Genomic DNA, 20706 nt, shown 5'->3' on the forward strand with positions numbered 1-20706 from the left:
ATTGATAAATACGCTCCCGATGAAATTCCTCCTTGCCGTTATGTTCTTTCTTTCGATCGCACTTTCTGGCTCAGGGCAGGTTAATAAAGTTTTGGTTCAGGGAGAGTATGTTGATGTTTCCCTGGTAGACTTCCTTGCAGAAGTTGAGAAGAACAACGCGATCAAGTTTCATTATTTGAATGATGTCGTGAAGGACATCCGGGTAACGGGAGATTTCAGATATAAGACGGACATCCTTACTGCACTTGACATTCTCCTTATTGATAAGCCAATATCGTATACGGAAAACGGTGAAGGGGGTATTGTCTTGTTTGCCAGCAAGAATAAAGTACTGCGAAAAACAATTCAATACTCTACTATCTCAGGAAGAATAGCCGACGCCAACGGTGAAGGAATTGCATTCGCCAGTGCGGTACTTCTGGGGCCTGGAAAAGGCTCCATGACCAATGAGGACGGATCTTTCACCATCAAGCTTGTGGAAGCAGGGCCATACCTTCTAAAGTGTTCTTCCGTAGGCTACGAGTCGTTCGTGACGAAAGTGGATGTTACCAGCGATCTTGCATTAAACATTACGCTCAGGGAGAACGCTCATGAACTGGAGGCTATAGTAATTTCTCCGTCTACTTTTGAGATATCAACTATAGATGCAACTCCACTTACCCTCGGCAAGGAGGAGATACTGCATTCTCCCAACCTGGGGAAGGATATATATCGCACATTGCGCGCACTTCCTGGCATTGCGAATAACGACTACTCTGCGAAGGCACGGATCCGCGGCGGGCATAGTGACGAATCTGCCGTGTACCTCGACAATTTCCTTATCAACGATGCCTTCCATCTGGAAGAGGTTGACGGGTCCTTCAGCATTTTCAATACCGACTACATCGACGAACTTAAAGTACTGACGGGAGGGTTCAACGCAAGATATACCGACCGCCTGTCAGGCGCAATTGATGTAAGAACTTTTGACCGGCTTGAGTCTGACCAGTACAAGTTCTCGATAGATTTGCTCAATGCAAGCTTCCTTGCGCAAAAACGCATCAACGAAAAGCTTAGCTTTTTTTTAAACGCAAGGCGTGGATACCTGGATTTCTTACTTGACAATATCGGCGATGATACAGACGTTCTTGTTCCCAGGTTCTCCGATATGTGGACTAAGGTGCTTTACAAACCAGATTCCAGGAATACAATAAGCTTTAATTTCCTTTATGGCAGAGACAACTTTCTTTTAAAAGAAGAGCCCCTTGGTCTCCAAAACAAAAAAAACAACATCAACGGTTGGGTTAATTGGAAATGGTTCCCATCGGAGCGTTTTGATGCAATTTCCACATTTGGTTTTCAGGCCACAGGTCGTGACGCCTTGTTCACATTTCCGGAGAACATCACCACAGATAACATCGATAAAAACAGCACTGATACCTGGGTGTTTACAAACAATAGCTATTACCACCTGACTAAGAAGAGCGACATCGAGTTTGGGACCGAGTTAAAATACTACAACTCTGATTATCAATATTGGGAGAATCGATACGCAGTGTTTACTTCTACCCCTGAGAATATTATCACTGAATCGCTCGATATAAATAATTCAATGTACGGCTATACTGCTTCTCTGTTCGCTCAATACAATGGACGATTCTGGGACAGGCTTTCTATACAGCCTGGGTTGCGTATATCTACCCAAAGCTTTTCTCAACCGTTGAAAGTTGCGCCACGATTAGCGTTGAGTTACGACATTACACCTTCACTGACTACGCGGTTGGCATATGGGATATACTATCAACCGGATGCGTACTATCGTCTGCGCAGCGCACAATTCCAGGAGGAACCTTATGATTATAATGGCGAAGCTGTGCACTACACAGGTTCATTAACCTATTCACGGCACAATATCAACGTGATGCTCAATGTGTATCACAAAGAATATACTCAGTTGTTTGACGACTTTCGGTACGAGTTCTTCAACCGGATTGGTGCCGTCAGTATTTTGGATATTCCCTTTCATACTACAAGCGGCTATGCGCAGGGAGCTGAAGTCATGGTTCGTTACAATTATGGAAAGGCGAGTATGCTAAGTATTTCATATGCCTATGCAAAAAGTAGAATCAGAAATGCAGCAGGGGAGGAAACGTTCCGCGATTTTGATCAGCCTCATACCATTATCCTCAATAATATCTTTCGTCTGCCGCATCACTGGAACATCAGCCTCTTCTGGACCTATCACACAGGTTATCCCTACACGCCGACAAAAGTAGATTTCGTTCAGTACCGGCCTGAGCCGGAAAGCGTAGTTCTTTTTTACGAGACGGGAATCAAAAACAGCGAACGACTGCCGGATTACCAATCACTCGACATACGCGTTGAGAAGACCTGGTTCCTGGGAAAAAACCAGCTGACAGCCTACATCAACTTTATCAATGTATTTAACCGGTCAAACATCAGAAGCTACTGGTGGTCTTCGTACAAGCAACCCAATGGGTCCATCGTTTTTACCCGCGAAGCGCAAACAAATATCCCCTCGTTCGTATCGCCTGGAATAAGCTTTACATTATTCTGAAGGAACCAATGATGGATCTGAAAAAAAAAGTGACGGATGTATCAGGGGAAGTCTCTGGTCGGGGGTATATGAATTAGTTATTCTAACTGGTCAATTATGAAGTTGCCACTGGTCATTGCTGCCGTCATTGTCAGCGTTATCTTATTTTATAGTTGTGATGAAGACAAGCCAGTTACTGCCGAATCAAGCTTTGGCTACATCCAGGAAAAGATATTAAGTCGCTCCTGCGCGCTTCCTGGTTGTCATTCATCTTCACAGGACGCGGCTTTCGCAGAGCACGGACTTATTTTAAGCAATGGTGAAGCATATGCTAATCTCGTGAATGTTGATCCGTCCAATCGCGGTGCGAGAGCAGATGGTTTGAAGAGAGTAATGCCCTCGAATCCGGAAAAGAGCTTGTTGTTCCTTAAGTTGAGCTGTGACCCATCATTAAGACCGGGTGGTTATGGAAGTCAGATGCCATTGGGGCGTGATCCCATTTCGTCGGGTCAGCTGGAATACTTGAAGAGGTGGATTGAGGCGGGGGCACCAGAGAAGGGAATAATTCTGGCCGACGTCGGGTTACTGGAGGATAATGCGATCTTATGTGCTGAAGAGTTTACTCCCCTTGAGAAGCCTGAGCCAGGAACCGGATATCAGTTGAAGATTGAACCGTTTACAATTAAGCCGAACTTTGAACGGGAGATCTTTGTTTACAAGGAGCTTGGCAATGCAGAAGACGCTTACATCACTCGCATACAGATGCGTATGAGGAAGAATAGCCACCACTTTCTCGTGAATACGTTCGATAAAAAAACTCCAGTTGACTTGTTGCCGCAGGTAGGTACGGTTCGCGATCTGCGGAATGAAAACGGATCCTACATTGGCGAAACGGTAAGTCAAATGGAGTATCAGCTTTTTGCTATCGCGAGTCAGACTGCTGAAATGAACTATCAGTTTCCGGAAGGAGTGGCCCTTAAAATGCCGGCCCATCAAAAACTGGATGTGAATGTTCACTATGTTAACAAAGGCACTACGCCCATCGAGGGAGAGTGTTACATCAACGTAATCCAGACAGACCCGTCACAGGTTGTTCACGAGGCAAAAGCAATCTACTTCAGTACGGAAGACATTTATCTTGAAGCAAACCAGAAGACGATAGTGGTCAAAGAGTTTGTCTCGAAGGAACCTATGAAGGTCTTTATGCTCACCTCTCATACTCACAAGTTGGGTGAATATTTTGAAATACAGATTAAGGGCGGTACGCGTAACGGCGAAGTAATTTATGCCAGCAGCAACTGGCATCACCCGCTTCTCAAAACTTATGATACTCCATTGGAGCTGGCGGCAGGCGAAGGATTAAGAATGGTAATCACGTACAATAATACCACGAGCAGGACAGTCCGTTTTGGACTGAAAAGTGATGACGAAATGGCGATTATCTTTGGATACTACTACTGAAGTTATGTCACCAGCATTCAGACAGCCCTGTCTATCTTCATTTGCGTTAGCCTGGGATGCTCCTTCACAGTTTGCTCTTTAGTATTGTTTCACAGGTTTGAGATTCCGCTCAGCCCTTAGCGATTCCAGTCTAGACATCATTTTCATTCACAACATCAAAAAGTTTTTCTAAGAGCTTCTTGTGCAACCAGATAATTGCATTTATATTTGCAACCATGTAATTGCATAAGAGTTTATATGGAAACCAGACGAGATGTATTTCAGGCGATAGCTGATCCTACGCGAAGGGCGATTTTGCTTTTACTCGCCGCACAGGCCATGACGCCTAACGCGATGGCAGAAGAGTTTCACACAAGCCGGCAGGCTGTTTCTAAGCATATTCAAATCCTGACAGAGTGTGAAATGGTGAAACAAGAACAAAGGGGACGGGAGATTTATTATCACGTCAATGCCGCTAAAATGAAAGAGATTGACAAATGGATGGCGCAGTTCAAGAGTATCCTTGACACTCAATTCAATCAATTGGATAAAGTATTACTCACACTTAAAAAACAAAAAAAATGACTACAGACTTGCTATTCGAATTTACAGTTGACAAGGCTGCAAAAAAGGTGTTTGTGACACGGGAATTTGATGCTGACCTGTCACTGGTATGGGATGCTTTCACCAAAGCGGAGATCCTCGACCAGTGGACAGCACCTAAGCCCTTCGTTGCAAAAACAAAGGCCCAGGATTTCAAGGTTGGAGGACGAAGATTCTATGCAATGGTCAGTCCGGAAGGGCAGGAGCGTTGGGCACTTCAGCGATATACCTCCATCAGTCCGAAAACGAACTTTAAAATGTTTAACGTCTTTGCCGACAAAGATGAGAATCCGGAATTGCCAGGGTCTGATTGGGACTACACGTTTATTGAAAAAGACGGAATAACAAAAGTCAATATTACGATCTATAACGAATCGCTGGAACGCATGGAGAGATTGATTGAAATGGGCTTTACGGAAGGCTTCAAAGCATCTTTGAAGAATTTGGAAAACCTGTTAGCGACACTGGTGCGACAGTCCTGAAGGATTCGAAGTCGGAATTGAACTCAAATCGCAACCTGATCCTAATGGTTGAAGTCTTTAAAACTGATGTTTCAGACAAAACGGAAAGCAAAATGCTGCTCTCTGTTTTGTCTGAAGCATTTCCATCATTTAAAATGAACTTTGACCTTTCAGATTGCGATAGAGTGCTAAGAGTAGAAGGGGAACCAATGGAAGACGCGCTGAGTATTATCATACTCATCGAGAACTATGGTTTTAAGTGTGAGATATTGGATTGACTTTCGGTTCAACCACTGCCAGGTTATTGATGAGTCGCCATTCGTTGTCGGTATCAAGTGCCAGGGAATTGTAGGAAACAAAATGATTTTCTGAACTCTCCAGGCGCAGTTTTACAAATGCAATGGTCCCACTTGCATCTATTTGTTCAATGGCCATTTTTCGTGGCAGGCCACCAAAAACTCCGTCCCGGATATTCTGCAGATATTTTTCCTTGTCGATGATGGTTATACCAGGTTTCCCCATAAAACCGTTGTTTGTTACCCGGAAGTCCTTGTGCAACACTTTTTCCAATAGTGCCACATCTCTGTTGTCGCCGCCTCTAACAAAGTCTGTTATTGCTTGTTCTATTTTGTTTGTCATTGGTATTTGTGAATTATTGATTTGTTGATTTGTTGCTGGTGATCCAGTGATAGCGTTGTAAATAATACGTTGATAATGGTTTAGTTGTTCAGCCAGGCATAGAACACCTTATTCAGTAGCGGAATCAGTCCATAGAACATGACAGGCACAGCTATGAGAGTCGTGACTAGTGTACGTATGTAAAGAGGGAAGGGAGCGAGGTGCTCTCCAAGCGATATCATTAAAATGGTAATCAGGGGATAGATTGCCAGCCAAATGATAAAGGCTCTTTTGTGTTGTTCATGTTTTTTCATTCTTCTGTTTTTAATTGTCTTCCTTAATGACAAACAGAGGAACGAAAACGTGACAACTTTTTTAGAATACTGTGAGGTTTTTCAGTTTGTCCGGGTCAACGACGGAAAAAATGCCTTTTATGGTGCCGTTTGGGTCTATTTCAAAAACCTGACAGTTAACGAGTGCGTCGCCATCATAAAATAACAGTGCCGGCTGATGATTGATGTTTCCGAACCGGATAGAGAGTGACCGTTGATAATTGTTGTACACATAAAGCATCAGGTCTGTAACGGCTTGGCTACCAGTAACCAGCGGGCTGACAATTTTGATATGCCCGCCATCGGTCTTAACGGTTATTTCTTTCGATAGCATCGTCGCCAATGCCTGAGTATCACCGTTTTGTATGTTCCTGATGTAATCCTGTAATATGCGCGGGTCAGGAGCCGTCGACGTTGTGAAGTTTTGACTTTTACGCAACTCGTTCTTCGCTCTGCTGAATAGTTTCCTGGAATTATCAACAGAAAGAGACAGCGTCTCTGCTATTTCCTCATGGGAATAGTCAAAGGCCTCTTTGAGGATAAACACGGCCCTTTCTTTTGGATTGAGGTGTTCCAAAAGCACAAGTAATGAATAAGACAGAACTTCCGTCCTGTTGATGTGTTCATCTGCCCCTTCAGTAGCCACCGGCTCAGGAAGCCTGGTCGTATCTCCAACTATTTTCTGACTTCTCTTCTTAAGATTAATCGAGTGATTAATCACACTTCTCACCAGATAGCCGGTTTCATTATCCAGGTTCGCTTTGGGCGAGGAAATGTGTTTTACGATAACATCCTGTATGGCATCCCTTGCCTCAGCAGCCGAACCCAGGATATTGTAAGCGTACGGGAATAATCTTCTCTGATAATTGCTTAAAGCTTCCATGCTTCCTGAAGATAAATGGATAAAGACAAATCAACGCGACAAATTGTGACAAGGTTACGCGGATTTTGAAGGTAGTGCTCCTCCGTTGGCATCTACCGTTATGACCGGTGATTAGCGTTCTTACGACAATTAATAGCTGCATGGCTCATTATTGCGACGAACCAGTAATTTTACTTGCAGCTTTACTCATTAATGGACCCTGAGATATATGAGAGTTCTGATGATAAGTTTTCTTTCGGTGTGCCTGTGCGCCGCGGGTGTAGCACAATCTCCGGTCATCTCGAACAAACATTTTTCAATCGGAAGTTATGGCCGGGTTGGAATTGCCCGCGGTGAGAATTTTCTATATCCGCGATCACTGAACCTTAACGGTATGGGGTCGATCGGGGGAAGAATGGAGGAATCAGATTACTTCGAGTTAGCCACTGCGCTTCATTTTGCGCCTGCCAATTCATCGAATGACAGCACAAGCATTAACATCCAATCGCGTTTGGCATTGTATACTACGCAAGGCCAGATCATTGGAAATGTGACAAGTAACTCGTTTGGGGGAATAACGGCTGCTTTACCGGAGTTGTTTGCAGAAGCAAGAAACATTATGGGCTCACCATGGAGTGTTTGGATTGGGGCGAGATTTTACCGTGGAGACGACATCCATATCATTGATCATTTCTACTTTGACGATCATAGTTCTCAGGGATTCGGCATAGAATACAAGAACACCACGTTCTCGGTTATGTACCCGGCCGCAGTCGACACGGCCTCGAGCTTGCCCCCTTATTTTTACAATAATATCGTTAACGGTACTCCTGTCCTGGGATTGAGAAACCGTTCCGTTTACATTCTTGAACACACTATTCCTTCGCAGAGTGGATATTTGAAATTAATGGCAGAGTATCATCGCCTGGCAAACGGGACATCAGGCGATACCCTTGCCAGTTATAATTATCCCGCTGATGATGGGTATGTTCTGGGCGCGAAATACCAGGCGAACATTTTTAAAGCGATGAAGGGTTCTTTCTTTGATGCCAGCGTTCGTTATGGAACTGGAATTGCAAATGGTGGGGATGGTGGGGGAAGTCGAACGTTTCTTACTTATGGAGGCCCTGATCTGGCGACGCAAAAATTCACAAACGCGTGGTCGATTGCTCTTACAGCAAGCGCGGTGTGGAATATCAATGGAAACTATTCTGTACAGGCATATAGTATATTCACAAAAAGCAGAGGTGCAAGCGATAGTCTTAATACCACGCCGGACTACGGCGATCGGATCTTGTTCAATCGAAAGACGGATTTTGCTGTCGGTGCGCGTTCCACCTGGTATATAAAAAACTGGTTGCATTTGCTTCATGAGTTAAACTTTGCATCGCGAAGGGATGGCACCCAGGATCCAGCTCAGATGATAAAATTCAGCATCGCGCCAACAGTTGTTCCGAATGGCAAGCGAGACGTGTGGAGTCGTCCCCACTTTCGATTGGTCTATAGTGTTGCGCGTTATAATGCATTTGCGGCCGACAATCTCTACTCCCCATACCTTGCACAATCGGGTAGTAAACGTTGGGGACACTACTTTGGCGTCAAGACGGAGTGGTGGCTTTGGTAAACAACTATTTGCCCTCTGTAACCTTTCGGATCACCCGCAGCCAGTTCAGTCCCAGTATCTTTTTAATCCGTTCATCACTGTACCCCAGCCGTTGCATAGCTATAGTGATCTGAGGATAGTCGCTGATGTCTTTGATTTCGTGTGGCAGTTCAGGACCGCCATCCAGATCGGAACCCAATGCCATGTGGTCTTCCCCTACTAGTTTCACACCGTAGTCGATCACCTTTGCCAGCTGATCAACATGCATCCAGTATTCGTCAGGTATCGTTCCACGAAAATTAAGAGGAACCTCCTTGAGCAGTTCTTTGTCTACTTCTTCAATTGTTTTCGACGTATCCTGCGAGTTAAAGATCCTCGGCGTGGCAGGTTGAGGATCCGGCTGCGTCCTGATGGGGTTACTCGATCTTTGCCAGTCCCAGTATTTTGGATTGTTGAAGAGGCTGCCGAAGTGCACTCCGATCACGCCTCCCTTCGCGGCAATCGCCTTAGCCGCCTCGTCAGTGATACAGCGGGGATGGTCTACTATTCTGTTGAAGCCGCCATGACTGTAGATCACCGGGTGGCGACTCGCCGCGACTGACTGAAGAATGGCATCATTGGATGCATGGGCCACATTGATTACCATGCCGAGATCATTCATCTCTTTGATCACCGCTTTTCCATGGTCATTGATACCACCCCAGGTATACACGTCATTGCAGGCATCGATAAAGGCGTTGGTGGTGTTGTGTGCGGTCAACTGCAAGGAACGCAGGCCCAGCCGGTACAACGCCCGTAAAACATTTAAGTCTCCATACAGGTCGTATCCTCCTTCCAGGTCCAGGAAGGCGGCGATTTTTCCACTCTTGTTAATTCGCTGAATGTCCGTGGCGTTCAGCGCCAGTTCGATTGTGTTATTATTCTTTCTGATCTGATCCAACGCGAGCTCTACTACGCGAAAAGTATTTTTGATTTCAAATCTACCCGGATAATAATGCTCGGGCGTATAGACGGAAAAGAACATCGCGTCGACTCCGCCTTCCTTTGCCCTCGGAAGATCGACGTTTCCATCCGAATAACGCTGACCGATATCCGTGTTCATTAGTAGCTCACGCGTCATCACGTGCGTGTGTCCATCCATGACAAAGGCGTCGCGATGCAACGCAGGCATTGGCTTGTTCTGAGGAGTTAAAGGACGACTTCTTTCAGGTTGAGATAGCCATGCTTTTACAGGTAAGACATTAGCGGTTACCGGTAAGAGGCTCAGACTCTTTATCGCGTCTCGTCGTTTCATTACAGTTTAGGTTCAATGGCTGATGCCGTATGTCACATGGTTTCTTGTCCTGGCTTGTAAGTATAGCTTCTAGTCAGCAAATCCGCGTATATACGGCGTATCCGGTGGACGAGCGCCCTGGCTGAACTGAGCGCCGCGCACAGAGCGATAACTCATGTTCATAAACGGGGTCTCTATACGCCGCCCCACGGCGGAATATTTGCCGTTCTCCCAGTTCGAATCCATGTTGTAGGCAACGATTCCTGTCGACAACAACAAACGCTCGGCATTAAACGGTTCCTTTTTAGTCACCATGAGCTCCGTGATCCAATGTGGCTGGGAATTGGAAGCGTGGTACTGCGAGAAGGGTCCGGGCCAACCGAGCATCGAAATGATGGTAGGATCCCTGCGGCCATCGATCTCGCCGGCATACGTCCAGCCCACACCCTCACCGTTGTAAACCGCCGCTTTGGTACCGTCATTGTATTCTACAATACACACGTTTGGCCTGTTGTTTTCCTGAAAATGTCCAGGTTTCAGGTCGAAGCTTTTCCGCACTGATTCCAACAGGTTTGCCGCCCATGGATTCTGCTGTGTCCACGTCCACGTTTCAGGTCCGCGGATGCACTGCACCGACTTAACGCCGGTCTCTCCGCCCTTGCGTCGCTCAACAAAGGCCTGCAATACATCCACACAATGAAACAAAGCGCCTTCATCAGAAGCGCCACCAACTACGACGGAATTCTTAATCGGTGTATCGATGTCGGGTTCAATCTCTGGCTTCCGAAAATAGACAGGAATCGATGAACCACCCGTAAGAGGAAAATTCAACTCGCGGGATTTGTCGAACATCCACTTCGCCTCGTCCCAGCTCACGGACAAGTGCTTGTCGTTAAAGACGGGGACCGAACGTTTGCTCTGCTCAAACACTTTGATCATTTGCTGATAAAACCACCAGCGTGGCAACATCCACTGGCCTTTAAGATTCGTGGGATATTCGCCGTGCTCTCCAATGATAACGACACCATCCACAGCCAGTTCATTCCCGCCCAGAGTTAATGCTTCGCCCACGGTCTTGAAGATCGGGATGTTTTTTGCCTTGCATACTTTCTGACCCAGCGGGCTTTCGGCAAGCTGATGAATATACACCGAAACCACTTCTACACGCGAAGGTGTGTGGGCCCCTTGCCACCAATAGCCATCCATCAGTTTGCACATAATCCAGTCTGCATGTGATCGCGTAGCGGCCCAATAGGTTGTAACACAAGCGATACGAACCTTCTTGTGCTGAGGCAGCGGCGCCGCTTCGGAGGAGAAACCAGTCAGCGCTGCCAATCCAGCCACGCCTGCCAGTCCGAGCATCTCACGACGTGTAATAGAGAAGCTTGTTTCCGTGCTTTCGGCGGTTAACTCGTTGGTAGCACGTTTAGTGTTTTCATTTGCCATGTCCTGAAATTACTGAGTAATAGTCGACTGTTAAGATCCCGGATCCCTTATCTGCAATCTCGTTTCACAGCCATTTGATGAGTGCGAAAATCCGTGTTTTTTTTGTCCTGTGAGCTCCATTCAAATAAAGTCTGTGAGGAATCAATTACGCAGATATTGTCTGATCATAATACCAACTACTTTCGCCTGATTACATTTGTTAAATATCAGACGACACGATTACAATTTAAATCCACGATCATTCATGAAAAAGCATGCCGTTTCCCGTCGTAAATTTCTTCACTCTTCAGCCATCGCCGCATCAGCAATGGCTGCCTCGGGTGTTCCTTCGTTTGCCATTTCCGGGAATGAGAATAAGAACATAAAGATCGGCTTGATAGGATCAGGGAGCCGCGGCCGCGGACTGGTGAGTCTCCTGAAAGCGATGCCGGGATTAGATGTGACCGCCTGCTGCGATATCGTACCTGAGCATTTACAACAGGGTGTCAGCGAAGCGGGGAAAAACGCAAAAGGATACACGGACTATAGAAAGCTTCTCGATGATAAAGCCGTTGATGCCGTTATTATCGCGACGCCGCTATTTCTGCATTCGAAAATGGCCATCGATGCATTAAATGCAGGCAAGCACGTTTACCTGGAAAAGTCCCTGGCTTATGACATTCCGCAAACGCTTGACCTTGTAAAAAAGGTAAAGCAAAGTAACCTCGTTTTTCAGGTCGGATACCAGTACCGTTACTACGGCCTGTATCACAAAGTGAAAGAAGTGATCGACAAGAACTGGCTGGGAAAGATCACCCACTTCGAATGCCAGTATAACCGGAATTCGAATTGGCGAAATCCGGTCAGCGATCCCAAACTGGAAAGAACAATTAACTGGCGGATGTACCGCGAATATTGTGGCGGGCCGCTTTCGGAATTGTGCGCTCATGAAATTGACATGGTCAATTATCTCTTAGCAAGCCACCCGTTAAAAGTTACGGGGATGGGAGGTATCAACTATTGGAAGGATGGAAGGGACACATACGACAACGTCCGGACTGTTTATGAGTATCCCAATGGCATAAAAGCATCATTTACCTCCGTGTTGTCCAACGCTTATAACGGTTATGGTATACGCATTTTGGGAGATAAGGCTACGGTGGAGATTCAGCGGGAAAAGGCGTTTATCTACAGCGAGTCGACCGATAACGCCCGGGGAATTGTGGATGGTGTTGCCGGCGCTACGATCCAGGCAACGACGCAGGGAAAGGCCGTTGAACTGACGTATAAGAATACTCCTGAAGAGATAGAGCCCACGACATTTGCCCTGACGGATTTTTTTGCCTGCATTCGCGAGAACAGGAAGCCAATATCGAACGTCTTCAACGCGGCCGAATCATCGATCGCCATTCACATGGGAAATATGGCTATGGACACGGAAACCTTTCAAACCTGGAAGCCTGAGTATTCAATTTAATTATCCCGTACATTCATCTCATCATCTGAATTTATTAACGGATTGATGGATGCAAGACCTATAGCAACACGGATTTATATTTATTTCAAGACGATGAAGAGTCGACGAAAGATCAAAGGACTTGAGATTGATTCACGTAAATAACAGTTCAAAGAAGAGCCTATCGGATAATGAAAACCAAACGAAGAGATTTCCTTAAAATGGCAGGTATAACAGGACTTAGTGTCGCGAGTGGTACATCATTCGCCAGCTCCACGGATCAGGGGAGTACAGGTATTTACGCGCAGCCGGCCTCTGCGCTTCCGAATGACGGGAGTTCCAGCGTTATCGGGGGCTATGGACAATGGGCGGCAGGCCTGAATGAAAACAAGTTACCGTCGCTGTCCTTTCGGAAAAAGGAATTTAATAACCTGAACAACTGGAAGGCCGAGGCGCGTAAGAGGCTAACGGAACGGCTGGCTGCTCCGAACCTCGGTGGCGTGCCCAAAGTGACCGTGAGAAAACAATACGTTTATGATAATCTTCATATAGAAGAACTCAGCTGGCAGTTGCCCTACGGACCAGCAACGGATGCTATATTGCTAAAGCCTCTGAGTACCAAAGGCAAGCTACCCGGCATCCTCGCGTTTCATGATCATGGCGGATTGAAGTATTTCGGAACACGAAAAATCACGCGGACCTCCGATCAGCTGCACCCGGTTATAGCAGAACATCAGGAACGCGCCTATGGCAACCTGGCGTGGGCCAACGAGGTGGCCAGACGCGGTTATGTTGTCCTCGTTTCCGACGCATTTCCTTTTGCCAGCAGAAGAGTATTGTTAAAGGACGTCGCCCCTTCGTATTTAAGGAATGGTTTGAGCGACGATGACCCCGAGAGCGTCGAGCATGTAAAGGCGTACAACGACTGGGCATACGATCATGAGCATACCATGTCGAAATCATTGTTCAGCGCGGGAACGACCTGGCCCGGAGTGTTTTTCGCTGAAGACAAGATAGCACTCGACGTTCTTTGCAATCGTCCCGATGTGGATGCCGGAAGCATTGGGTGCGGCGGTCTGTCCGGTGGAGGTATGCGAACGGTGTTCATGGCAGGACAAGACGATAGAATAAAATGTGCCGTTTGTGTCGGCTTCATGACAACCTGGAAAGATTTTGTTCTGAACAGAGCGCCTAACCATACCTGGATGACATACGTACCATTGTTGCCGAACGAAATCGACTTCCCCGAGATTCTGGGATTGCGTGTACCGCTGCCAACCTTCGTGATGAATGATTCAGAGGATGAGCTGTATACCCTGGACGAAATGAAACGTGCGGATAGGATTCTGGGTGAGGTTTATCAGAAAGCGGGAGCGTCTGATCACTATAAATGCTCGTTCTATCCGGGCCCTCACAAGTTCGATAAGGAAATGCAGAAGGATGCTTTCGATTGGTTTGATAAATGGCTCAAAGCATAAAAAGATCAGCGATACAATATTCCACTATGGTGCAGGGAACAGGAAAATGTTTCTCCTTCTTCTTATTGTTTCTGTTGTTGTCTTGTGGCGCGACACGAAGAGGCGATCAGGTGCTATTGCCTTTTCAGTTTAAAGGGCTCGCACAGGGAACAACTTATCAGGTGACCTATTATGCATCCGACAGCGTTGTAACTGCAGGAGACTTAAACGATATCTTTCTCCGTATTGACAGCTCACTTTCTGTTTACAAGCCTTACTCGGTCATCAGCCGTTTCAATGATGCTTCGGAAAAGATTAAAATGGATACGCATCTCAGGAAGGTTTTGGAAAAGTCAGCTGTCATCTACCGCGAGACAAAAGGTATATCCGATGTAACTGTTTATCCTCTGGTGGAGGCCTGGGGTTTTGGTCCAAAGAGATCGAAGGGCGTACCGGATTCGTCTGCCATCCGCAGCATACTGCCTTGTGTGGGTGCGGAAAAAATTGAGATGGCTGGCGATTGGCTGATCAAGAAGCTGCCCTGTGTGAAGATTGATTTGAATGGTATAGCGCAAGGGTATACTGTTGATGTGATTTCTTCAATACTGGAACAACACGGAATTCGAAATTATCTGGTAGAAGTAGGAGGCGAGATCCGGTCAAGGGGATTGAAACAACCAGGCAATACTTCATTCAAAATTGGAATCGAAGCACCGGCCGGTGATTTCGATGAGACGGTTATTAAAAGGGTAGTGGAGATAAAAAACGGTGCAGTGACAACCTCTGGTAATTATCGGAGATACTACGAAAGCGACGGCAGGATTATTTCTCACTTGATCAACCCTAAAACGGGTTATCCCTTGAACAATGAACTGATCAGTGTTACCGTATTCGCGAACGATGCAATTACGGCGGATGGTTATGACAATGCCTTGATGGGTATGGGCTTGAAGGATGCTTTTTCATTCTTGGAAAAACACAAAGATTTGCAGGCACACTTTATCTTTCGCACGCAGAGCGGAGCTGTCGCCGACACTGCCACAACCGGGTTTTACAAAATGTTTATAGATGCTGAAACAGCAACAAGTGCGAAAGATTAGTGGATCGTTCAGTTTGCATGCATAGGCATGTATAGTTGGCAGCATTCATAGCAGGTAACATTCGAATAGCAAGTAACATTTGGGGATCGAAAATGTTCTAACGCATGATATACAGGTGCATCTATGTTTTATCGGTTGTTCTGATTGTTGAGTTCATTGCCGTTTCCGCATTCGGTCAGAATGCATCCGACATCAGGCTGAAGGATTATCGGCCGGTCTCCACTTTTAACATCCCGAAATCCCATGTGGTCAAAGCAAAATATCCGGTCATAGATGTTCATTCCCATGACTATCCGGATACCGACCAGGGTGTCGACGAATGGGTAAAGACAATGGACGCCGCGGGAATTGAACGCACTATCATTTTATCCTATAAAACTGGCGCTGGCTTCGATTCGGTTGTGGCCAGATATGCGAGATACAAAGATCGTTTCGAGCTATGGTGTGGTTTCGATTATACAGGATATCAAACTGCCGGATGGCAGCAGCACGCCGTTGCAGAGCTGGAGAGATGCTGGAAGGCAGGAGCACGGGGCGTCGGCGAACTTGGCGATAAAGGACTGGGTGAGTTTTATTCAGCACCTACTCCGGGTTGGGGCATGCATGTTGATGATCCGCGAATGAAACCCTTATTTGAAAAATGCGCGCAGCTAAAGATGCCGGTAAACATTCACGTTGCGGAAGATACGTGGAACTATCTGCCGGGAGATTCTATCAACGATGGACTAATGAATGCGGATGACTGGAAGGTGGATATGACCAAGTCCGGCATCCTGAACCACAATCAGCTGATTAAAACGCTCGACAATGTAGTGAAGGATAATCCCAACACAACATTTATCGCGTGCCATCTGGCCAATACCAACTCTGACTTAAATACATTGGGCAGGATGTTTGATGCCTATCCAAACCTTTATGCAGACGTCTCTGCGCGCTATAGCGAATTTGCCGCTATTCCGCGGTTTGTGCATGATTTTATCGAGAAGTATTCAAATCGTATCTTATATGGGACGGACATGGGCGTAAGAGGGGAGATGTATCAGATCACCTTTCGCATCCTGGAAACCAATGACGAACATTTCTATTACCACAACTATTTCTCGCACCACTGGCCTTTGCACGGATTGAATCTGTCGGACCGTACGTTGCGGAAAGTGTACAATGGAAATGCCCGGCGCATTATGGCAACCTACCGGAAGGATTAAATGGCCGACGAAAGCAACGATGATAAAGCACCTCATTGATATTGCCACCAGAAACATTATAAAATATAAGTTTTATAGTGTTATAAATTTATTGGGACTGGCCGTTGGAATCGCCGGGTTTGTGATAATTGCTTTATATATCCATCACGAACTGGACTACGACAAGTTTCATGAGAATCGGGATAGAATTTATAGGGTAGCAACCATTACCAGGTTATCGGGTAAAGAAATCATCGCCGCTACGTCGCCCGGCCCTCTGGCTAATGCCCTTTCCAGTGAAATCCCCGAAGTAGAAGCAAGTACAAGAATTTTTCCCATCAGCGAAGATTTGGTCGTCAGGTATGACGATAAAGCCTTTAATGAAACGATTTTTTTAGCGGATTCTGGTTTCTTTAAAATTTTTACGTTCGAATTTGTCGAGGGGAATATTGGCAATGCTCTGATAGAACCTTCTTCTATCGTACTCACAGAGGAAGCCTCCCAAAAGTATTTTGGTAAAGAAAAGGCATTGGGCAAATTGATGACGATAAACAATGGATCTGCAAAGGTTACTGGCGTAATTAAAAATGTCCCATCCAGTTCTCATTTTCATTTCGATCTGTTAGTATCACTTTCTACCGATCCATCACGTTTAAACAGCAACACGTGGGGCATAAATGATTACTATACATATTTTTTATTAAGGGAGAATGCTTCTGCTTCTGCAGTAGATGGTAAGCTGAGTAAGTTTGTTGATAAGTATGTTTCTCCTGTTCTTAAACAATATCTCGGTTACACTGATGAAAGGATCAGAAGCCAAAGAGTGTGGGAATTCTTCCTGCAACCTTTGATATACATACATCTTAAATCCAAACTTTCCCAGGAGTTGGAGCCTAACGCGAATGGCTTATATGTCTATATACTGTCGGTTGTCGCTCTCTTTATCCTCTTAATTGCCTGCGTGAATTATATGATCTTCTCCACGGCCTATTCAGCAAGCAGGGCAAAAGAAATTGGTGTTCGTAAAGTGCTGGGTTCCGCGAAAAGACTTTTGGTTAATCAGTTCCTGATAGAATCAGTAGTTCTGAGTTTTTTTGCAACTCTTTTATCCGTTGTCCTGGTCAGGTTATTTCTTCCAATTTTCAATGACATCGTTGGAAGAACATTAGCTTTTAATCTTTTCGATAATACGTGGCTTGCCTTGGGAATAATAATCCTGCCACTCGTGGTGGGAGTGATCTCGGGAAGTTATCCTGCATTTTATTTCTCGTCACTGAAGCCTGTTAACGTGTTGAAGGGGGGAGCCCGGCATGGAAGAAATGAGAACCGTTTAAGGAATGCGCTCGTGGTCTTTCAATTGATTGTTGCGATGTGTTTGATCATTTCTACTTTATTTGTTTATCAGCAGTTGCAATTTTTGAGAGATAAGAATCTGGGATTTGATAAAGAGAATGTTCTGGTTATTTCAAATAACGTAGATAAGTTCAGTGACAGGACTCAGGCTTTTAAACAGGACCTATTGTCGCTACCTGAAGTTGTTAAAGTGTGTAATTCATTATCTGTTCCAGGCACAGGTACGCCTGCGAACAACCGTGCTATGCGGGAAAAGAATTCAGAGGAAGATGTCGTGCTTTTTTGGCTTTATGCAGACTACGATTTTGCTGAGACTTTCAAGATAGATATCATAGCAGGCCGGAATTTCTCCAGAGACGTCGAATCTGATACAGAAGGGATTTTATTGAATGAAACTGCTGTTGCGCAACTGGGTTTGAAGGATCCCGTGGGCAAAATCTTAGTATTTCCTGGTATGGAAGACAAATTTGAAGTTCTGGGTGTAATGAAGGATTTCAATTTTGAATCATTACATGCCAACGTTAGGCCGCTCGGTGTAACCCTGGATGAAGGAGGTAATTTTATTTCTGTTCGCATACTTCCGGAGAACCTGGCGCGTACAGTCGAAGACATCAGTACACGATGGAAAGCTTTTTCAAAGGATAGTCCCTTTGAATATTTCTTCTTAGATCAAAAACTTGATTCGTTATTCAAATCCGATCAGCGCTTGGGAAAGGTAGCCACGCTGTTTAGTATTCTGGCAATATTTGTCTGTTGCCTGGGTCTTTTTGGGCTAGTTACGTTTACAGCTGAACAGCGCGCTAAGGAAATAAGTATACGTAAGGTTTTGGGTTCAGAAACAGCAGATATATTCTTCCTTCTTTCTAAGGACTTTGCTTTGCTATTGTTGGTGGCGAATTTGATTGCGATGCCCCTTTCGTATCTGTTTATAAAGAGCTGGCTGGAAGGTTTTGCATATCAAACATTAATTAAACCAGAGGTGTTCCTGCTCGGATTCAGTATTGAGTTTGCTATCGCCTTTAGTGTCATATGCTTTCAACTTATTAAGGCTTCTAACGTTAGTCCCATCAGGCATATTAATTCTTAACGCCAGGTGCTTTAGACATATTGGTTCACGCCGTACGCCCGCTATTACTGGGCGTCCAGCCTGTTGACTATCTCCTCACAAACTTTGTGTGTTGTCAGGTGATGCTCATAGTGTCCAGGGTTTCCGGTTTGTACAGCATTGATGAAATCATTCACCATGCCCTCAAATCCCCGTTTATTCAGCGTTGGCTCCCAATCGCTCACGCCTGTCTCAGTCTTACTCTTATCCTTTAAAATTGATGTGTCCGTAACATTGCGTACGATTGTCTTCTCTTCGCTGGTAAATACCTCCAATTGTTCTTCGTTTGTCCCACTGTCGCGGTTCATAATTCCAATCGCAGTGCAACCATTGCCATAGATAAATTGAACCACCACATGGTATAAGACATCGTCTTTTTTCTTTCCGTTGACAATCAAGTGATCGATGGGGTATGGTAGCAAGTATAACAGCGTGTCCACAACATGGATAAAGTCATCAAAAATGAACGTGCGTGTAGTTGCTGGTAGCGACTTTCGGTTCTTCTGCATGATGACCATGTTCACATCATGAAGGCTTTTCAAATTTTGAATCGCAGGAGCATACCTTCTGTTAAAGCCAACCTCAAGGATCAATCCTTTATCTCTCGCAAAATTCAGCAGGAGTTCAGCAGACTCATAATGATATGTGACTGGCTTATCCACAAACACGTGAATGTTGTTGTTTAACAATTGCATCACAATTTCCTCATGTGAGGCTGTCGTCGTATGAACAAAAGCAGCTTTTATACCTGCTTCTATCATGGAAGCAAGGGAGTCGTGTAAGTGGGTGAATCTGTACTGGGAAGCAATCGTTCTTAGTTTGACTTGATCACGAGTAAACAAGTGAACTTCCACTTCCTTCCTGTTGAGCACAGGTAAATATGCCTTCCGGGCAATATCTCCCAGACCAATCACGCCGATTTTTAACATAGCTGCGAAAATAGAAGAATGTAACGGGATAAGAGATTTCTGACTACTTCTTTTTGAATGCCGTGAGCAATCCCGTTTGTATTACCATATTTGCCCATTGTTAACGACAGATCATGCAAAAACCGCCAATAGACGACTTGTTTTTCCAACTCTACGGATACTATCCCCCGGAGTCAGGCCAGGGCTTCCAGATGCTGATCGCGGCAGCTTTCAAACTGCTGGCCGGACAGGAAATGTCTTACGATCGGCCCTGGGCGAACGAAGGCCGGACATCGACGGAGCTCGACGAAAACGGAGGCGTGCAAAAGATCGTACTTACGATGGTAATGCATGTTGCCGAATACGAGCAGGGAGAGTTCTCGCTCATATTTACCGACGAAAGCAATGAGAAAATTGCACGACAGGAGCCTGAAGGGTTGCAATTGACAACGGAGTTTCAAAAATTCTATGATGCTGAGGGTAACGTCTCAACAACGCTGGACGAACTGCAAAGCCTCGTGTCGGGAGCATCGGGTGACGAAGACTTTGTCGCCAGCGGTGGATGGATCCTCACAGGGCAATACCTTGCCTACAAGAATGAACTCTACGGTGTCCGCGGAATAGATTATAGTATTCCTGTACGAGCGATAAAATATAAAATAGTCATTGAAGGGGGAGGTCAGGCCAAACTGCTCGTAAGGTCAGATTCGGGCGAGATTAACAGACAGATCAAGGCAGTCGACCTCAGAAAGGCGACTTTCAAAGACGGAAAGGTCGAGCCGATGATAAAGGGATAATTCGTTTTTACAACCTTCCGCTTTCGCATAGTTGTATGTCTTATACCCTGGAGCCCGGCTCGCCATATAAGCGGTTGCGCCAGACACCGGTGAATTGGCTTGTGGCGCTGGCTAATTGTATCCGTCTGCTTATGTTGCTACCAAGCACCAACTATCCAGCTACTCTCAAGGGCATAGCATAAACTCTTAAGCA

At 45.6% G+C, this 20706-nt stretch carries 17 protein-coding genes; 11 read left to right on the forward strand and 6 right to left on the reverse strand.

Annotated features, from left to right (window positions below; all coding sequences use genetic code 11):
• Positions 1-19: 19 nt before the first annotated feature.
• From WBG78_RS09620 to WBG78_RS09635, 4 genes are all read left to right on the forward strand, one after another.
• Positions 20-2557: a TonB-dependent receptor domain-containing protein gene (locus WBG78_RS09620; protein ID WP_337326193.1), complete on the forward strand. Its 2538-nt coding sequence runs from the start codon at positions 20-22 to the stop codon at positions 2555-2557.
• 96 nt (positions 2558-2653) lie between these two features.
• Positions 2654-3997 (forward strand): monooxygenase, encoded by a 1344-nt coding sequence (locus WBG78_RS09625; RefSeq protein ID WP_337326194.1) that lies wholly within the window; start codon positions 2654-2656, stop codon positions 3995-3997.
• 237 nt (positions 3998-4234) lie between these two features.
• Positions 4235-4561 (forward strand): ArsR/SmtB family transcription factor, encoded by a 327-nt coding sequence (locus tag WBG78_RS09630; protein WP_337326195.1) that lies wholly within the window; start codon positions 4235-4237, stop codon positions 4559-4561.
• Complete coding sequence (locus WBG78_RS09635; RefSeq protein ID WP_337326196.1) at positions 4558-5061, forward strand: SRPBCC family protein; 504 nt, start codon at positions 4558-4560, stop codon at positions 5059-5061. Before WBG78_RS09630 ends, WBG78_RS09635 begins: the two co-directional genes overlap by 4 nt.
• A gap of 234 nt (positions 5062-5295) precedes the next feature.
• Here the strand turns inward: WBG78_RS09635 and WBG78_RS09640 are convergent, their stop codons facing one another.
• From WBG78_RS09640 to WBG78_RS09650, 3 genes are all read right to left on the reverse strand, one after another.
• A complete protein-coding gene (locus WBG78_RS09640; protein ID WP_337326197.1) occupies positions 5296-5679 on the reverse strand; it encodes a nuclear transport factor 2 family protein in 384 nt (127 codons plus the stop codon).
• 80 nt (positions 5680-5759) lie between these two features.
• Complete coding sequence (locus tag WBG78_RS09645; protein ID WP_337326198.1) at positions 5760-5972, reverse strand: hypothetical protein; 213 nt, start codon at positions 5970-5972, stop codon at positions 5760-5762.
• A gap of 61 nt (positions 5973-6033) precedes the next feature.
• Complete coding sequence (locus WBG78_RS09650) at positions 6034-6873, reverse strand: sigma-70 family RNA polymerase sigma factor (protein WP_337326199.1); 840 nt, start codon at positions 6871-6873, stop codon at positions 6034-6036.
• Between the two features lie 208 nt (positions 6874-7081).
• Between WBG78_RS09650 and WBG78_RS09655 the strand changes: the two genes are divergently transcribed.
• Complete coding sequence (locus tag WBG78_RS09655) at positions 7082-8476, forward strand: carbohydrate porin (protein WP_337326200.1); 1395 nt, start codon at positions 7082-7084, stop codon at positions 8474-8476.
• Between the two features lie 4 nt (positions 8477-8480).
• Here the strand turns inward: WBG78_RS09655 and WBG78_RS09660 are convergent, their stop codons facing one another.
• Entirely contained in the window at positions 8481-9749 is a 1269-nt protein-coding gene (locus tag WBG78_RS09660; RefSeq protein WP_337326201.1) for a dipeptidase, read from the reverse strand.
• A 69-nt stretch (positions 9750-9818) separates the two neighbouring features.
• A complete protein-coding gene (locus WBG78_RS09665) occupies positions 9819-11174 on the reverse strand; it encodes a hypothetical protein (RefSeq protein ID WP_337326202.1) in 1356 nt (451 codons plus the stop codon).
• Between the two features lie 244 nt (positions 11175-11418).
• Here WBG78_RS09665 and WBG78_RS09670 point away from each other — a divergent pair, with 244 nt between their 5' ends.
• The 5 genes from WBG78_RS09670 (at position 11419) to WBG78_RS09690 (ending at position 18790) form a co-directional block, all read left to right on the forward strand.
• Positions 11419-12630: a Gfo/Idh/MocA family protein gene (locus WBG78_RS09670; RefSeq protein WP_337326203.1), complete on the forward strand. Its 1212-nt coding sequence runs from the start codon at positions 11419-11421 to the stop codon at positions 12628-12630.
• 170 nt (positions 12631-12800) lie between these two features.
• On the forward strand, positions 12801-14087 hold the full coding sequence (locus WBG78_RS09675) for a twin-arginine translocation signal domain-containing protein (RefSeq protein ID WP_337326204.1): 1287 nt from the start codon (positions 12801-12803) through the stop codon (positions 14085-14087).
• Positions 14072-15166, forward strand: a complete 1095-nt coding sequence (locus tag WBG78_RS09680) for an FAD:protein FMN transferase (protein WP_337326205.1) — start codon at positions 14072-14074, stop codon at positions 15164-15166. The genes WBG78_RS09675 and WBG78_RS09680 overlap by 16 nt, the downstream gene beginning before the upstream one ends.
• Before the next feature lie 104 nt (positions 15167-15270).
• Positions 15271-16371 carry an amidohydrolase family protein gene (locus WBG78_RS09685; protein WP_337326206.1) on the forward strand — a complete coding sequence of 367 codons (1101 nt, stop codon included), beginning with the start codon at positions 15271-15273 and terminating at the stop codon, positions 16369-16371.
• Positions 16372-16390: 19 nt separating this feature from the next.
• On the forward strand, positions 16391-18790 hold the full coding sequence (locus WBG78_RS09690) for an ABC transporter permease (RefSeq protein WP_337326207.1): 2400 nt from the start codon (positions 16391-16393) through the stop codon (positions 18788-18790).
• Between the two features lie 44 nt (positions 18791-18834).
• Here the strand turns inward: WBG78_RS09690 and WBG78_RS09695 are convergent, their stop codons facing one another.
• The gene (locus tag WBG78_RS09695) at positions 18835-19737 is read right to left on the reverse strand and encodes a Gfo/Idh/MocA family protein (protein ID WP_337326208.1); all 903 of its coding nucleotides are present in this window, start codon (positions 19735-19737) and stop codon (positions 18835-18837) included.
• Between the two features lie 113 nt (positions 19738-19850).
• Between WBG78_RS09695 and WBG78_RS09700 the strand changes: the two genes are divergently transcribed.
• Positions 19851-20513, forward strand: coding sequence for a hypothetical protein (locus WBG78_RS09700; protein ID WP_337326209.1), 663 nt, complete (start codon positions 19851-19853; stop codon positions 20511-20513).
• Positions 20514-20706: the final 193 nt, after the last annotated feature.

It is taken from the genome of Chryseolinea sp. T2 (assembly GCF_037203685.1).
Taxonomy (GTDB): Bacteria; Bacteroidota; Bacteroidia; order Cytophagales; family Cyclobacteriaceae; genus Chryseolinea.

Excerpts from the sequence above, each read along its gene's own strand:
- WBG78_RS09670 (WP_337326203.1), top strand. The coding sequence starts at position 11,419 with ATGAAAAAGCATGCCGTTTCCCGTCGTAAATTTCTTCACTCTTCAGCC.
- WBG78_RS09620 (WP_337326193.1), top strand. The coding sequence starts at position 20 with ATGAAATTCCTCCTTGCCGTTATGTTCTTTCTTTCGATCGCACTTTCT.
- WBG78_RS09650 (WP_337326199.1), bottom strand. The coding sequence starts at position 6,873 with ATGGAAGCTTTAAGCAATTATCAGAGAAGATTATTCCCGTACGCTTAC.
- WBG78_RS09655 (WP_337326200.1), top strand. The coding sequence starts at position 7,082 with ATGAGAGTTCTGATGATAAGTTTTCTTTCGGTGTGCCTGTGCGCCGCG.
- WBG78_RS09685 (WP_337326206.1), top strand. The coding sequence starts at position 15,271 with ATGATATACAGGTGCATCTATGTTTTATCGGTTGTTCTGATTGTTGAG.
- WBG78_RS09640 (WP_337326197.1), bottom strand. The coding sequence starts at position 5,679 with ATGACAAACAAAATAGAACAAGCAATAACAGACTTTGTTAGAGGCGGC.
- WBG78_RS09645 (WP_337326198.1), bottom strand. The coding sequence starts at position 5,972 with ATGAAAAAACATGAACAACACAAAAGAGCCTTTATCATTTGGCTGGCA.
- WBG78_RS09625 (WP_337326194.1), top strand. The coding sequence starts at position 2,654 with ATGAAGTTGCCACTGGTCATTGCTGCCGTCATTGTCAGCGTTATCTTA.
- WBG78_RS09680 (WP_337326205.1), top strand. The coding sequence starts at position 14,072 with ATGGCTCAAAGCATAAAAAGATCAGCGATACAATATTCCACTATGGTG.
- WBG78_RS09700 (WP_337326209.1), top strand. The coding sequence starts at position 19,851 with ATGCAAAAACCGCCAATAGACGACTTGTTTTTCCAACTCTACGGATAC.
- WBG78_RS09665 (WP_337326202.1), bottom strand. The coding sequence starts at position 11,174 with ATGGCAAATGAAAACACTAAACGTGCTACCAACGAGTTAACCGCCGAA.
- WBG78_RS09675 (WP_337326204.1), top strand. The coding sequence starts at position 12,801 with ATGAAAACCAAACGAAGAGATTTCCTTAAAATGGCAGGTATAACAGGA.
- WBG78_RS09690 (WP_337326207.1), top strand. The coding sequence starts at position 16,391 with ATGATAAAGCACCTCATTGATATTGCCACCAGAAACATTATAAAATAT.
- WBG78_RS09630 (WP_337326195.1), top strand. The coding sequence starts at position 4,235 with ATGGAAACCAGACGAGATGTATTTCAGGCGATAGCTGATCCTACGCGA.
- WBG78_RS09660 (WP_337326201.1), bottom strand. The coding sequence starts at position 9,749 with ATGAAACGACGAGACGCGATAAAGAGTCTGAGCCTCTTACCGGTAACC.
- WBG78_RS09695 (WP_337326208.1), bottom strand. The coding sequence starts at position 19,737 with ATGTTAAAAATCGGCGTGATTGGTCTGGGAGATATTGCCCGGAAGGCA.
- WBG78_RS09635 (WP_337326196.1), top strand. The coding sequence starts at position 4,558 with ATGACTACAGACTTGCTATTCGAATTTACAGTTGACAAGGCTGCAAAA.